We start from the raw sequence: 14,861 nt of genomic DNA, 5'->3' as shown, positions 1-14,861 counted from the left end.
ATCCTCAATGACGGTGGGCCGTCGCGCGACCCAGCAGTACGCAGACCAGGGCGGTCAGCACGGCGGCTCCCGCTCCGGGGACGGCGAGCGTGGCGATGCCGGTGGCTCCGGGGCCCGCCGTGACTGCCGCCGTCTGGAGGAGCGCGGTCGCCCCGCAGACGGTCGCCGCGGCGGTCACCGCGCCGAAGGCCTGGAGCAGCAGCCCCGTCCACAGCATGACACCGGTGAGCAACAGGCCGGTGGCGCGGGTCGCGTCGGGTACGGGCGCGCCGAGCCACAGCAGGGTTGTGGCGGCGAGGAGGGCGAGCAGTACGGCGAGGTAGCCGCTGAGGCACTGGGCGAGGGTGACGGTGGCGGCGCGCCGGAATTCCCGGGGGGTGGTGCTCCTGCGGAGCCCGGCGTCGCTCCGGCGCCGGAAGCGGTACAGGAGCCACTCGGCGGGACCCATGCTGAGGGTGAGTGCTACGGCGCCGGGGGCGGCGACGATGCCGGAAGCGGTGCCGCCGAGCAGGTTCTGGAGTACGGCGTGCAGTACGAGTACGCCGGTCGCGAGCCCGAAGACGCCGTACGGCACGGACCGCAGCAGGGACGGCCCGGCGACCGCACCCGGCCTCGGCCAGAGGCGCCTTGCGGCCCCGGACACCCAACGCGGCGCCCCCGCCGCACCGGTCCCTCCCCAGCCGGAGACCTGGGGGCCCACTCCGGAACTGGGGCTCCGCCCCAGACCCCGCTCCTCAAACGCCGGAGGGGCTGAAGTGGCCCGGGGGTTCGAGGCCACGCGGCGGAGCCGCAGCATGTCACGGCGGGAAGGGGCGGGGTGGGGAAGTGAAAAAGTCCCCGCCCGCAGCACCTCGCGGGTCGCCAGCGTCAGGACCGCCAGCCCCGAAGCGAGCAGCAGCGCCGCCCTCCCCACCCCCGGGACCTCGTGCACCAGGGTCAGCACGGCGCCCAGTGTCATCGGGGTCAGGGCGTACAGCAGCAGGCGTTCGCGGGCCAGGACCAGGAGGGCCGTCGCCGCGCCCTGGTACATCGCCTGGGCCGTGGCGAACGCCGCCGCGCCGCCCTCCCCCGGGCCCGCGACCGCGACCGCCGCCGCCGTGCCCAGCAGGGCGCCCGCCGGGGCCCCGGTGAGCAGGGTGCGGGCCGCCGACCGGGGGTCGCCGAGGCCGAGCCAGGTGTACGCGCGGTGCGCCAGCGCCTGGTTCCACGCCCAGCCGGTGAGCGCGCCCACCAGGAGCACGTCCGTCCCGGCGGGCAGGCCCCTCCCGCCGGGAGCCCCACCGGCCACGAACGGCGCCCCCAGCACGTACGCGAGCCCCGGCAGCGCGAACACCAGCCCGCGCAGGAGGCAGGCGAAGAGACCGATGCGCCAGGGGCCGGCGGACGCCGGCTGGGCCGCCGGTTCCGGGTAGGCGCGGGGCACCCGGGCGAACAGGGCCTCGGCCAGCGCGAACGAGCTCTCGCGGCCGTACGTGAGCCGGATGTGGTCGTCCGTCATACCGTCGGATTCGAGAATCGCCGCGATCTCGTCGGGATGCACGGCAGCGGCCGTCACATCACCCAGCCGGTCGGCCAGTTCGTCGACGGGATCCGCCGCCCAGCGCGGCCGCTGGTACCTCGGTACGCGCGGCAGCGTGTCGCGCCGTACGGTCGTCGCGTCCGGCGTCCACAGCGGGCCGCTCATCAGGCCGCCCCGTGCGTCGACAGGTCGCTCCACCAGGGGTCCCGGAGTTCGGTCGTCCAGTGCGCGGGAAGAGCGGGAAGGGTGGTCGTGGTGGCCGCCAGGCCCAGGCCCACGCCCTGCGGCTCCGATACGCCGTCCAGTTCGCGGTAGATCTCACGGAAGCCTTCGACCGACCGGCGCAGCGTGAAGAGGTCGATCACCCGCTGCCGCGCGAGCCGGCCGAGTTCGGCCCGCCGGGCGTCGTCCGCCATCAGGTCGAGCACCGCCCGCGCCATCGCCTCCGGTTCGCGCGGCGGCACCACGACCCCCGTGTCGCCGACGGCTTCCCGCACGCCACCCACATCCGTCGACACCGTCGTCCTCCCGCACGACATCGCTTCCAGGATGCTGAAAGGGAAGCCCTCGCTGATGCTGGACAGCATGACGACGTGCCCCGCCCCGTACGCGCGCGCCACGTCCGAGATGCGTCCCTCGTACGTGATGCCGTCGGTGACGCCGAGTTCGGCCGCCAGCTTCTCCAGCTTCGTGCGGTAGTCCTCGCCGCCGTCCGGCACCCCGCCGAAGAGCCGCAGCCGCAGCTCCGGCAGCCGGGCGCGGGCGAGCGCGTAGGCCCGTACGAGCGTCTCCAGGTCCTTGATGGGGTCGATGCGGCCGGCCCAGGTGAGGGTGGGGACGTCGGGTTCCGGGCCGGCGTGCGGGAAGAGGTGCGGGTCGACGCCGTTGTAGACGGTGCGGATGCGCTCGGCCGGGGCGCCGCCCCGCTCCTCCCAGCGGCGGTTGTACTGGTTGCAGGGCGTGATCAGGTCGGCCTCCCGGTAGCCGAGCGAGTTGAGCTCGCGGTAGAAGCCGAGCAGCAGCGCCTTGACCGGCCAGCGCTGGGCGGCCGTGCGGTAGCCGAGGTAGCGCTCGCGCAGGTAGATGCCGTGCTCGGTGAGGAGGAAGGGCGCGCCGTCGAAGTGCTTGGCGGTGAGCGCGGGGAGGGTGGCGAGGCCGCTGCTGACGGCGTGCGCGACGCTGTCGGCGGGTATGCGGGCGGCCAGCGGCCGCAGCAGGTGTTCCAGCAGGTCGGTGGCGGTGAGCGCGTCGTGGAGGGTGGGTGCGGCGTGGGCGGTGGGCAGGTGGCGCATGGTCCAGACCCTGGTCAGGGTCCGCAGGGCCGCCTCCGAGCGCAGGGCGGGGGTCAGTCGGCCCTGGCGGGAGAGCGCGGCGAGGGCGTACAGCTCATGGCCGAAGTCGCAGCCGGCCTCCGGGTCGAGTACGGCGAGCAGGAAGCGTTCGTACGAGGCGAGAAAGCCGCGGCGGTCGCGGCCGGCGAGGGAGCGCGGGCCGCGTCGTACACGTAATGCCGCTTCCGGTCCCCACAGCGGGACCGTCGTGTGTTGGTAGACGTTGGGCGGCAGTTCCCAGGTGACGGGCTCGCGGCCGCTGCCGGTGAGCGAGACGACATGGAAGTCGACGTCGGGCATTCCACGGACGAGCTGGTCGCACCAGGTGCTGACGCCCCCCTGGACGTGCGGATACGTGCCTTCGGTGAGCATGCTGACGTGGAGCCCGCGGCCCATGTTCGTGTCCCCCCAGGACGAGTGACAGGTCTGTCGGTCGGGCAGGCCTGTCGGTCAGACAGCCGCCGGTCAGGCCGGCAGCCGGAGCGTGATCGCTTGCTGGAGCGATTCGGGCTTCGCCCAGGCCGAGCGCTGTCCCGCGTACGCCGTGCCGAACACGGCGGTGCCCAGGAACAGTTGCTTACGCGTGCCCTCCGGCGCGGTGACGGGCGCCGCCACCCCCGACGGCGCCTGGACGGTGACGGTCGCGCCGATGCGGTACGCCGTGACCTTGCCGTCGGCGAGCGCCTTGTCCCAGGCGGCGCGTCGGGCGAGTTCGTAACCCGTGTCCCGGTGGCGCGGGTTGACGACCGGGGTGTTGTCGGCGAAGAGAGAGCGGTAGTCGCCCAGGACCTTGTCCAGGACAGGGTAGAGGATCCGCTCCTCGGCCAGGTTGGACTGGTGGACGTAGTGCGGGCGCGGGTCGTTGGCGATGACATGGCCGAGGGCGGTGCGTGCCTCCTGCGGCGCGATGTACGTCGCGTAGCCGGTGGCCGGGTCGAGCGGGCCGTCGAGGCAGGTCGAGCCGGGGTGGGTCTCGCAGACGCCGCTGCCCCCGTCGGCCTTGCTGCTGTAGATCCAGTTGTACTCGTCGGTCATCTCGGCGGCGGTGCCGACGTTGTAGTACACGTTCATCGGGTGGCGCGGCACGGTGAGCGCGCTGCCGACGGCCCGCTGGCGCGGCTCGCGCGAGTTGTCGCTCGCGACCCACTTCACACCGTTGTCGGCGAGCGCGCCGGCCAGGTTGGGGTTGTCCACCGTCTGCTGCGGGAGTGCCTTCAGGCCCGAGTGCTCGCCGGTGACCAGCTCGGCCCTGTCCACGGTGATGCCCTTGGCCACCGCCCAGTTGTGGTTGTCCTTGATCTGGGCGGAGATCTCGGCGCGGCTCATCCACAGCGTGCTGCCCGCCGCGTCCTTCGCGCACTGCCAGGGAACGGTCGAGGTGTCCTGGACGCAGCCGAGGTAGGGGTGCGTGTACGTGTGGTTCACCCAGCGGTACTTCGCCCGGTCGGCCAGCAGTTGCGTGGTGAGTGGGTCGCTGCCGGCGTTGGCGGTCTTCCACGCCTCGCCGGAGCCCGCGTTGTAGACCATGTCCAGGGTGAAACCGGCGCTCTGCTGCCACTGGGCGGCGTACTGCGCGTCGGCGGCGGTCATCCGGATGGGAGTGGTTCCCGCGCCCTCGCCGTCCCCGCAGTCGAAGTCGCCGGGGGTGCAGTTGAGCTCGGTGTCCCAGCGGCTGTCGGGCGCGAAGACGTCGTCGACGTGTACGGAGAAGTAGTTGCGGCTCTGCCCGAGGTGGACGCCCTGGGTGAGCCATTCGACGATGCCGCGGGCGAGCAGCCGGAACTGCCGCTGGTGCTGGTTGTAGGCGAAGGTGACGACGAGTTCGCGGCGCCCGTCGTGGGCGTACTCGCCGACGAGGCTGGCCCGTCCGCCGCCGGCGCCGGCGACCGGCATGTCCAGGTAGCTGGTGTAGCCCTCGCGCGGCCGGCCGGCGTAGCCGTAGCTCTCGCCGACGGACGGCGAGTTGTCCTCGAACTCGACGGCTCCGTCCAGGTAGCCGAAGGGACCGGCCTTTCCTGCCGCCGTCACGGCCGCGTCCACGCCGTCGAGCGGCCCGGCGTACCCGCCGTCACTCGTGTAGTCGAGGCCGACGCCGGGGTGCGCCCAGCTGTAGGCGTCGACCTGCCGGACGCCGAAGGTCTTCTCGTACGCGGCCAGGGCGCCCGACTCCGCCGATCCGGCGCCGAACGGGTCCGCGTTCGGCAGCACGATCCCCTGGTACTTGGCACGCGGCCGCCCGTCGACGGTGTCGGCGAGGAAACCCGCGTCGATCACCGGCCGGCCCGGCTCGTCGAGCCGCACCAGGGTGTACGGGACGCCGGTGCTCCGCAGCTCCGACTCGACCGCCTCCACGGCGTCGCCGCCGTCGTCGACGACCAGCACGCTGAGGTCGATACGCGGCACGGTGGCCGCCCCCGCGGCCGTCGGCGGCGCCGCCACCACGAGCAGACCGGCTGCCAGCAGCGCCGCTCCGGTTCTGCCCATACGCGTCCTCGTCCTGTACGCCACGGCGCACCCTCCCCCTAGGCGACCTCCCTGCGGAGTATTCGCGGAAGATCTGTGGAAATCATGCGAAATCATGCAAGACAAGGTGATGGTCACTTGCCGGATTGTCACGAGTGTGACGCAGGCCTCACTCTGCGCACCGTACACACGAAAAGGACACCTCTGATGAGTGAACTGCTCGCTGCTGTGATCGAACGGTGCAACCGCGCGTAGGCTCGTTCCCGGCGCTCAACCGGTCCGGCAGGCCGCCGGGCACCGGGATGCCGGGCCACCGGGATACTGTCGCGCCGGGCACGGCCGGCCCCACCCCCTCGGCCGAAGAACTCAACGGAAGCGAGATTTCACCACCGTGACTGCTCTCACTCTCAGCACTTCCGGCGCGGCGGCGCTGCGCGCCGACGCCATCGTCGTCGGCGTGGCGAAGGGCGCCGGCTCCAAGTCCGGGGACCTGGTGATCGCACCGGGCGCCGAGGCCGTGGACAAGGCGTTCGACGGAAAGCTCGCCTCCGTCCTGAAGACCCTCGGCGCCTCGGGCGGCGAGGGCGAGGTGACCAAGCTGCCCGCACCGTCGGGCCTCAAGTCCCCTGTCGTACTGGCCGTCGGCCTCGGCACCGCCCCTGAGAAGGACGACGCGTACAGCGCCGAGTCCCTTCGTCGCGCGGCCGGTGCGGCCGCCCGCGCGCTCAGCGGCTTCAAGAAGGCCGGCTTCGCGCTGCCCGTCGAGGCCGTCGAGGACGCCGCCGCCGTCGCCGAGGGCGCACTGCTCGGTGCGTACTCCTTCACCGCGTACCAGGGTGGGGAGAAGGACGGGAAGGGCGAGAAGCCCGCAGGCAACGGTCCGAAGCAGCCGCTCGCCGAGATCGCCGTGCTCGGCGGCAAGCCGCGTGACAAGGCGTTCAAGGCCGCCGCGGAGCGCGCCCTCGCGCTGACCGAGGAGATCAACCGCGCCCGCGACCTGGTCAACACCCCGCCGAACGACCTGTACCCCGAGTCCTTCGCCGCCGTGGCCGCCGCCGCCGGCAAGGAGCACGGTCTCAAGGTGCAGGTGCTCGACGAGAAGTCGCTCATCAAGGGCGGCTACGGCGGCATCCTCGGCGTCGGCCAGGGCTCGGAGCACGGTCCGCGCCTGGTGAAGCTCGCCTACACGCACCCCAAGGCGGAGAAGACCCTGGCCTTCGTCGGCAAGGGCATCACCTACGACTCGGGCGGCATCTCGCTCAAGCCGGCCGGCCACAACGAGACGATGAAGTGCGACATGGCCGGCGCCGCCGCCGTGTTCGCCGCCGTCATCACGGCCGCCCGCCTGGGCCTGAAGGTCAACGTCACCGGCTGGCTGGCGCTCGCCGAGAACATGCCGTCCGGCAGCGCCGTGCGCCCCGGTGACGTGCTGCGCATGTACAGCGGCAAGACCGTCGAGGTGCTCAACACCGACGCCGAGGGCCGTCTCGTCCTGGGTGACGCGCTGACCCGCGCCTCCGAGGAGCGCCCGGACGCGATCGTCGACGTGGCGACGCTGACCGGCGCGATGGTGCTGGCGCTCGGCAACCGCACGTTCGCCGTGATGGGCAACGACGAGTCGTTCCGTACCGCCATCCACGAGATCGCGGAGGAGGCCGGCGAGCAGTCCTGGCCGATGCCGATGCCGGCCGAGCTGCGCAAGGGCATGGAGTCCTCCACCGCCGACATCGCCAACATGGGCGAGCGGATGGGCGGCGGCCTGGTCGCCGGTCTGTTCCTCCAGGAGTTCGTCGGCGACGACATCGCCTGGGCGCACCTGGACATCGCGGGCCCCGCCTTCAACGACGGCGGACCGTTCGGTTACACCCCCAAGGGCGGCACGGGTTCCGCGATCCGCACCCTGGTGGCGCTCGCCGAGCACACCGCCGCGGGCGACCTCGGCTGAGCTTTCGAGGCGGCTTCGTGCGTACGGTCCCGGGCACGCGTCCGGGACCGTACGCACGCGGGAACGTACGTGGGAACGCATGCCGGAACGTACGTCGGAATACCCGCGTCCAATTTCGCCTTCAACGAAATCCGTACATCCGTACGTCGCAGTAACCCTTGGCGAGCGGTCCCCGGACCGTCTCGCACCCTGGCCCCGCGTCCCGCCGTCCGTCGACAAGTGCGAAGATGGGTTCTCGGCAGGACAGGGCCCCCACCACAGGGCCGAATATAAAGCGGCCGATACCAGCCGCCGCCCGGTCGATGACCGGCGACCGGCGCACATGCATGGAGGACGTGACGTGGCGAACGACGCCAGCACCGTTTTCGACCTAGTGATCCTCGGCGGTGGCAGCGGCGGTTACGCCGCGGCACTGCGCGGAGCGCAGCTGGGCCTGGACGTCGCCCTGATCGAGAAGAACAAGCTCGGCGGCACCTGCCTGCACAACGGCTGCATCCCGACGAAGGCTCTGCTCCACGCGGGCGAGGTCGCCGACCAGGCACGCGAGGCCGCGCAGTTCGGCGTCAAGGCCACTTTCGACGGCATCGACATGGCGGGCGTCCACAAGTACAAGGACGACGTGATCTCGGGCCTGTACAAGGGCCTCCAGGGCTTGGTCGCCTCGCGCAAGGTGACGTACATCGAGGGCGAGGGCCGGCTGTCCTCCCCGACGTCCGTCGACGTGAACGGCCAGCGCATCCAGGGCCGCCACGTCCTGCTGGCGACCGGCTCCGTGCCGAAGTCGCTGCCGGGCCTGGACATCGACGGAAACCGCATCATCTCCTCGGACCACGCGCTCGTCCTGGACCGCGTTCCGAAGTCCGCGGTCATCCTCGGCGGCGGCGTCATCGGCGTCGAGTTCGCCTCGGCGTGGAAGTCCTTCGGCACCGACGTCACCATCGTCGAGGGCCTGAAGCACCTCGTGCCGGTCGAGGACGAGAACAGCTCGAAGCTGCTGGAGCGCGCGTTCCGCAAGCGCGGCATCAACTTCTCGCTCGGCGCCTTCTTCGAGAAGGCCGAGTACACCGCCGACGGCGTCAAGGTCACCCTGGCCAACGGCAAGGAGTTCGAGGCCGAGGTGCTGCTCGTCGCGATCGGCCGCGGCCCCGTCTCGCAGGGACTCGGTTACGAGGAGGCGGGCGTCGCGATGGACCGCGGCTACGTCCTCGTCGACGAGTACATGCAGACGAACGTGCCCACCATCTCCGCCGTCGGTGACCTCGTCCCGACGCTCCAGCTCGCGCACGTCGGCTTCGCCGAGGGCATCCTGGTGGCGGAGCGTCTGGCCGGTCTCAAGACCGTTCCGGTCGACTACGACGGTGTGCCGCGCGTGACGTACTGCCACCCCGAGGTCGCTTCCGTCGGCATCACCGAGGCGAAGGCCAAGGAGGTGTACGGCGCGGACAAGGTCGTCGCTCTCAAGTACAACCTCGCGGGCAACGGCAAGAGCAAGATCCTCAAGACCGGTGGCGAGATCAAGCTCGTCCAGGTCAAGGACGGCGCTGTGGTCGGCGTTCACATGGTCGGTGACCGTATGAGCGAGCAGGTCGGCGAGGCTCAGCTGATCTACAACTGGGAGGCGCTGCCGGCCGAGGTCGCGCAGCTCATCCACGCACACCCGACGCAGAGCGAGGCGCTCGGCGAGGCCCACCTGGCCCTGGCCGGCAAGCCGCTCCACTCCCACGACTAGTTCAGTCCGGGCGCGACGACCACTTCCGCAATTCGTAAGGAGCAACCGAAACCATGCCGGTTTCCGTAACCCTTCCGGCGCTCGGCGAGAGCGTCACCGAGGGCACTGTCACCCGTTGGCTGAAGGCCGAGGGCGAGCGCGTCGAGGCTGACGAGCCGCTGCTCGAGGTGTCGACCGACAAGGTCGACACCGAGATCCCGGCCCCCGCGGCGGGCATCCTCTCGTCCATCAAGGTCGCCGAGGACGAGACGGTGGAGGTCGGCGCCGAGCTGGCCGTCATCGACGACGGCACGGGCGCGCCCGCTGCCGCCCCGGCCCCGGCTGCCGCCGAGGCCCCCGCACCTGCTGCACCTGCTGCCGAGGCTCCGGCCCCGGCCGCCGCTCAGCCGCAGCCCGAGGCCGTGGCCGCTCCGGCGCCCGCCGCCGAGGCTCCGGCCCCTGCCGCCGCTCCGGCCGGCGGCGCCTCCGGTACTGACGTCGTACTGCCCGCACTGGGCGAGTCGGTCACCGAGGGCACCGTCACCCGTTGGCTGAAGGAGGTCGGCGAGGAGGTCGCGGAGGACGAGCCGCTGCTCGAGGTCTCGACCGACAAGGTCGACACCGAGATCCCCTCCCCGGCCGCGGGCACGCTGCTGGAGATCCTGGTCGGCGAGGACGAGACCGCCGAGGTCGGCGCGAAGCTCGCCGTCATCGGTGCCGCGGGCGCGGCCCCGGCTGCCGCACCTGCTGCTGAGGCTCCGGCCCCGGCCGCCGCTCCGGCGCCCGCGCCGGCTGCTGCGCCGGCTCCGGCCCCCGCACCGGCACCGGCACCGGCTCCGGCCGAGGCCGCTGTCGAGGCTCCGGCGCCGGTCCAGGCCGCGCCGGCTCCCGCCGCTGCGGCTCCTGCCGCTCCGGCTGCTCCCGCCCCCGTCGCCCCTTCCGCCCCCGAGGCGGACGGTGCGTACGTGACGCCTCTCGTCCGTAAGCTCGCCGCCGAGAACAGCGTCGACCTGAGCACGGTCAAGGGCACCGGCGTCGGTGGCCGTATCCGTAAGCAGGACGTCGTGGCCGCAGCGGAGGCCGCCAAGGCCGCCGCCGCTGCCCCGGCTCCGGCCGCTGCTGTGACTGCCGGAGGCCATGCGGCCGCTTCGAAGGCTCCGTCCCTCGAGGTGTCCCCGCTGCGCGGTCAGACGGTCAAGATGACCCGCATGCGCAAGGTCATCGGCGACAACATGATGAAGGCGCTGCACACGCAGGCCCAGCTGACCTCGGTCGTCGAGGTCGACATCACGAAGCTGATGAAGCTGCGGAACAAGGCGAAGGACGCGTTCGCCGCCCGCGAGGGCGTCAAGCTGTCTCCGATGCCGTTCTTCGTCAAGGCCGCGGCCCAGGCGCTGAAGGCCTACCCGGTCGTCAACGCCCGGATCAACGAGGACGAGGGCACGATCACCTACTTCGACACCGAGAACATCGGTATCGCGGTGGACGCCGAAAAGGGTCTGATGACCCCGGTCATCAAGGGTGCGGGCGACCTCAACCTCGCCGGTATCTCCAAGAAGACCGCCGAGCTGGCCGGCAAGGCCCGTTCCGGCAAGATCAGCCCGGACGAGATGTCCGGCGCGACGTTCACGATCAGCAACACCGGTTCGCGCGGTGCGCTGTTCGACACGGTCATCGTGCCGCCGAACCAGGTCGCCATCCTGGGCATCGGTGCCACCGTCAAGCGTCCCGTGGTCATCAACCACCCGGACCTCGGCGAGACCATCGCGATCCGTGACATGACCTACCTGGCTCTCTCCTACGACCACCGCCTGGTGGACGGCGCCGACGCGGCCCGTTACCTGACGGCCGTCAAGGCGATCCTGGAGGCCGGCGAGTTCGAGGTCGAGCTCGGCCTGTAACGCTCGTCTCACCAGCGTCTGCGCCCCCGTCCGGAGTTAGTCGGACGGGGGCGCCGCCGTATGGTCTAGAGACCGAACACGGCTTGAAGGAGCGCTTCATGACCCCGCCCGTCGTCCACTCGCTGCGCGAGCAGATCCGCGAGCACATTGTGGAGGGGATCGTCAGTGGGCGCTGGAAGCCGGGCGAGCGGATCGTGGAGCGCCGGATCGCGACGGAGCTGGAGGTCAGCCAGACGCCGGTGCGGGAGGCGTTGCGCGAGCTGGAGTCCCTGCGCCTGATCGAGTCGGCGCCGAACAAGGGCGTACGGGTAAGGAATCTGACCGCGGCCGACCTGGAGGAGAGCTATCCGGTACGGGCCGGCCTGGAGCAGATCGCGGCCGAGCTGGCGGCGTCGGCCCTGGCGGACGACTGCTCGGCCCTGGAACCGCACGTAGCGGCCCTGTACGAGGCGGACCGCACGGCGGACGGCACGGCGCAGGTCCGCCACACGGTGGCCTTCCACCGCGAGCTGGTCCGCGCCGCTCACAACAGCGTCCTCCTCCACACCTGGGAAGGCCTGGGCATCGAGGTCTTCACGGCGCTGTCCATCCGCTGGCTGGGAACGGTCCAGAAGTCGTACGCCGAGGAACACGACGCGCTGGTCCAGGCTTTCCGCCGCCGCGACCCGGCCATCGGCACCCTGGTAAAGGACCACGTCCTGGGCTGCGCGCCGAGGGCGTGACGCGGCTGGGGTGGTGCGGGTGCGGTTTGCCTGCGGCGCTGTTCCCCTACCCGCCCCTTCCCGAAACTGGGGGCAAGCCCCCAGCCCCCAGACAACACAGACGCCCTTCGGGCGTTGTCCTCAAGCGCCGGACGGGCTGGATTCGGCCGCACCACCCAGCCCCTCCGGCGCTTGAGGAGCGGGGTCCGGGGCGGAGCCCCGGCAGCACCCCCGGCCCACTCCAGCCAGTCCGGCGCTTGAGGACCGGGGCCTGGGGCAGCGCCCCAGTCGCGGGAAGGGGCGGGTAGGGGAACAGCGCCGCAGGCGAGCCGCAGCCACCAACCCGCGCCCGGAATGCCACAAACGCCCCGGCACCCCGTGCCCCATTTCGCGGCACGGAATGCCAATTTCGTTCTGCGGACAAGTTTTTCGCCTCCAGGCTTTGATCGATCATCGATCAGGGACTTACAGTCGACGGCGCGGGTCTACCGACCCCACCGCCCTGTCCTGCCAGACAAGGCCCCCCTTTTCTTCACCCCCCTCCTCTCCGGAAGGCGGCCATCATGACCGACCCCGTAGGCATTTCTCCGAGCGAGCTCGACCAGCTCCCGGACCGTGACACCGAGGAGACCGCCGAGTGGGCGGCCTCCCTCGACGCCGTCACCAAGGCCGCAGGCCCGCAGCGGGCGGCCTACCTGATGCGCCGCACGCTTCAGCACGCCGAAGGCGCCGGCATCGCGCTGCCGAAGCTGCTGGAGACGGACTACGTCAACACCATCCCGACTTCCGCCGAGCCCGCCTTCGACGGCGACGAGGCGATGGAATCCCGCATCACCGCCTGGAACCGCTGGAACGCCGCCGCGATGGTCACCCGCGGCTCCCGCTTCGGCGTAGGCGGCCACATCGCCACCTTCGCCTCCGCCGCCTGGCTGTACGAGACCGGCTTCAACCACTTCTTCCGCGGCAAGGAAGGCGACGGCTCCGGCGACCAGCTCTACATCCAGGGCCACGCCTCCCCCGGCATCTACGCCCGCGCCTTCCTCGACGGCCGCCTGAACGAGGGCCAGCTCGACCGCTTCCGCCAGGAGGCCGCCGGCGACGGACTGCCGTCGTACCCGCACCCGCGCCGCCTGCCCTGGCTGTGGGAGTTCCCCACCGTGTCGATGGGCCTCGGCCCGCTTTCCGCGATCTACCAGGCGCGTTTCAACCGCTACCTCACCAACCGCAACATCAAGGACACGTCCAACTCCCACGTCTGGGCGTTCCTCGGTGACGGCGAGATGGACGAGCCCGAGTCGACCACCGCGATCACCCTCGCGGCCCGCGAGCAGCTCGACAACCTGACCTTCGTCATCAACTGCAACTTGCAGCGCCTCGACGGCCCGGTACGCGCGAACTTCCGCGTCGTACAGGAGCTGGAGGCCCAGTTCCGCGGCGCCGGCTGGAACGTCATCAAGACGCTGTGGGGCTCCGCCTGGGACGAGCTGTTCCAGCTCGACACCCAGGGCGCGCTGGTACGCCGGCTGCGCGAGGTCCCGGACGCGCAGTTCCAGACGTACGCGACCCGCGACGTGGCGTACATCCGCGAGCACTTCTTCGGCGCCGAGCCCGCGCTCGCCGAGCTGGGCAAGCTGCTCACCGACGCGAAGATCGCCGAGTGTTTCCACACCTCGCGCGGCGGCCACGAGGCCCGCAAGGTGTACGCGGCGTACAAGGCGGCCGTGGAGTTCAAGGGCGCGCCGACGGTGATCCTCGCGCAGACCGTGAAGGGCTACACCCTCGGTCCGGGCTTCGAGTCGAAGAACGCCAACCACCAGATGAAGAAGCTGTCCGGCAAGGAGTTCCGCGCCATGCGGGACCTGCTGGACCTGCCGATCCCGGACGCGAAGCTGGACGAGGAGCTCGTACCGTACGGGCACCCGGGCGCCGACTCCCCCGAGGTCCGCTACCTCCAGGAGCGCCGCGCCGCCCTCGGTGGCCCCGCCCCGGCCCGCCGGGTGCACGCGGTGGCCCTGCCCGAGCCCGCCGACCGCGCCTTCAGCGCCCTCCTCAAGGGGTCGGGCAAGCAGGAGATGGCCACCACCATGGCGTTCGTACGCCTGGCCAAGGAGCTGATGCGGGACAAGGAGACCGGCAAGCGCTGGGTCCCGATCGTCCCGGACGAGGCCCGCACCTTCGGCATGGAGTCGCTGTTCCCGTCGGCCGGCATCTACTCGCCGCTGGGCCAGACGTACGAGCCGGTCGACCGCGACCAGCTCATGTACTACAAGGAAGCCAAGGACGGCCAGATCCTCAACGAGGGGATCACCGAGGCCGGCGCGATGGCCGACTTCATCGCCGCCTCGACGTCGTACGCGACGCACGGCGAGCCGATGATCCCGTTCTACATCTTCTATTCGATGTTCGGCTGGCAGCGCACCGCCGACCAGATGTGGCAGCTCGGCGACCAGCTCGGCCGCGGCTTCATCGTGGGCGCGACGGCCGGCCGTACGACCCTGACGGGTGAGGGCCTCCAGCACGCGGACGGCCACTCGCACCTGATCGCGTCCACGAACCCGGCGTCGCTCAACTACGACCCGGCGTTCGCGTACGAGGTGGCCGTCATCGTCAAGGACGGTCTGCGCAGGATGTACGGCCCCGAGGCCGAGAACGTCTTCTACTACCTGACCGTCTACAACGAGCCGAAGCCGCAGCCCGCGATGCCGGAAGGTGTCGAAGAGGGCATCGTCAAGGGCCTCTACCGCTTCAAGGAGGCGGCAGCACCGGCCGCCGATGCCCCGCGCGCGCAGCTGCTCGCATCCGGTACGGCGATCCACTGGGCCCTGGAGGCGCAGGAACTCCTCGCCGCCGACTGGGGCGTGGCGGCCGACGTCTGGTCCGCCACCTCGTGGGGCGAGCTGCGGCGCGACGCGCTGGAGTGCGACGAGGCGCTACTGCGCGGCGAAATGCGCACGCCGTACGTCACCCGCGCGCTCGAAGGCGCGCCGGGCCCCGTCCTCGCGGTGAGCGACTGGATGCGTCAGGTCCCCGACCAAATCAGCCAGTGGGTCGAGCAGGACTACTCCTCGCTCGGTACGGACGGCTTCGGCCTCTCGGACACCCGCGAGGCGGCCCGCCGCCACTTCGGCGTCGACGCCCAGTCCGTGGTCGTAGCGACCCTGGCCCAGCTCGCCCGCCGGGGCGAGGTGCCGGCGTCGGCGGTCAAGGAAGCACGGGAGCGCTACGGCCTCTGAGGAGGTGTGCCCGCTGGAGGGGCTCCATGGGAGCCCCTCCAGCGGGCTCACTCAGCCCCT

General features: G+C 71.3%; 8 protein-coding genes. 5 read left to right on the top strand and 3 right to left on the bottom strand.

Going from position 1 to position 14,861, the window contains the following annotated elements; all coding sequences use genetic code 11:
• Positions 1–4: 4 nt before the first annotated feature.
• The 3 genes from ABZX79_RS16345 to ABZX79_RS16335 form a co-directional block, all read right to left on the bottom strand.
• Positions 5–1,684, bottom strand: a complete 1,680-nt coding sequence (locus tag ABZX79_RS16345) for a hypothetical protein (protein ID WP_355257019.1) — start codon at positions 1,682–1,684, stop codon at positions 5–7.
• Entirely contained in the window at positions 1,684–3,246 is a 1,563-nt protein-coding gene (pelF, locus tag ABZX79_RS16340; RefSeq protein WP_355257016.1) for a GT4 family glycosyltransferase PelF, read from the bottom strand. The genes ABZX79_RS16345 and pelF overlap by 1 nt, the downstream gene beginning before the upstream one ends.
• 69 nt (positions 3,247–3,315) lie before the next feature.
• On the bottom strand, positions 3,316–5,334 hold the full coding sequence (locus tag ABZX79_RS16335) for a hypothetical protein (RefSeq protein ID WP_355257013.1): 2,019 nt from the start codon (positions 5,332–5,334) through the stop codon (positions 3,316–3,318).
• A gap of 370 nt (positions 5,335–5,704) precedes the next feature.
• Here ABZX79_RS16335 and ABZX79_RS16330 point away from each other — a divergent pair, with 370 nt between their 5' ends.
• The 5 genes from ABZX79_RS16330 (at position 5,705) to aceE (ending at position 14,801) form a co-directional block, all read left to right on the top strand.
• Positions 5,705–7,258, top strand: coding sequence for a leucyl aminopeptidase (locus ABZX79_RS16330; RefSeq protein WP_355257010.1), 1,554 nt, complete (start codon positions 5,705–5,707; stop codon positions 7,256–7,258).
• A 340-nt stretch (positions 7,259–7,598) separates the two neighbouring features.
• Positions 7,599–8,987 carry a dihydrolipoyl dehydrogenase gene (gene lpdA, locus ABZX79_RS16325; RefSeq protein ID WP_355257007.1) on the top strand — a complete coding sequence of 463 codons (1,389 nt, stop codon included), beginning with the start codon at positions 7,599–7,601 and terminating at the stop codon, positions 8,985–8,987.
• Between the two features lie 53 nt (positions 8,988–9,040).
• Positions 9,041–10,867, top strand: coding sequence for a 2-oxoglutarate dehydrogenase, E2 component, dihydrolipoamide succinyltransferase (gene sucB, locus ABZX79_RS16320; protein ID WP_355257004.1), 1,827 nt, complete (start codon positions 9,041–9,043; stop codon positions 10,865–10,867).
• A gap of 98 nt (positions 10,868–10,965) precedes the next feature.
• Positions 10,966–11,589: a GntR family transcriptional regulator gene (locus ABZX79_RS16315; RefSeq protein ID WP_355257002.1), complete on the top strand. Its 624-nt coding sequence runs from the start codon at positions 10,966–10,968 to the stop codon at positions 11,587–11,589.
• Positions 11,590–12,131: 542 nt separating this feature from the next.
• A complete protein-coding gene (aceE, locus tag ABZX79_RS16310) occupies positions 12,132–14,801 on the top strand; it encodes a pyruvate dehydrogenase (acetyl-transferring), homodimeric type (RefSeq protein ID WP_355256999.1) in 2,670 nt (889 codons plus the stop codon).
• Positions 14,802–14,861 lie beyond the last annotated feature (60 nt).

Source organism: Streptomyces sp. NPDC002994 (genome assembly GCF_040611155.1).
In the GTDB taxonomy this organism is placed as follows: Bacteria; Actinomycetota; Actinomycetes; order Streptomycetales; family Streptomycetaceae; genus Streptomyces.
This window is presented reverse-complemented; position numbering and strand designations above follow the sequence as displayed.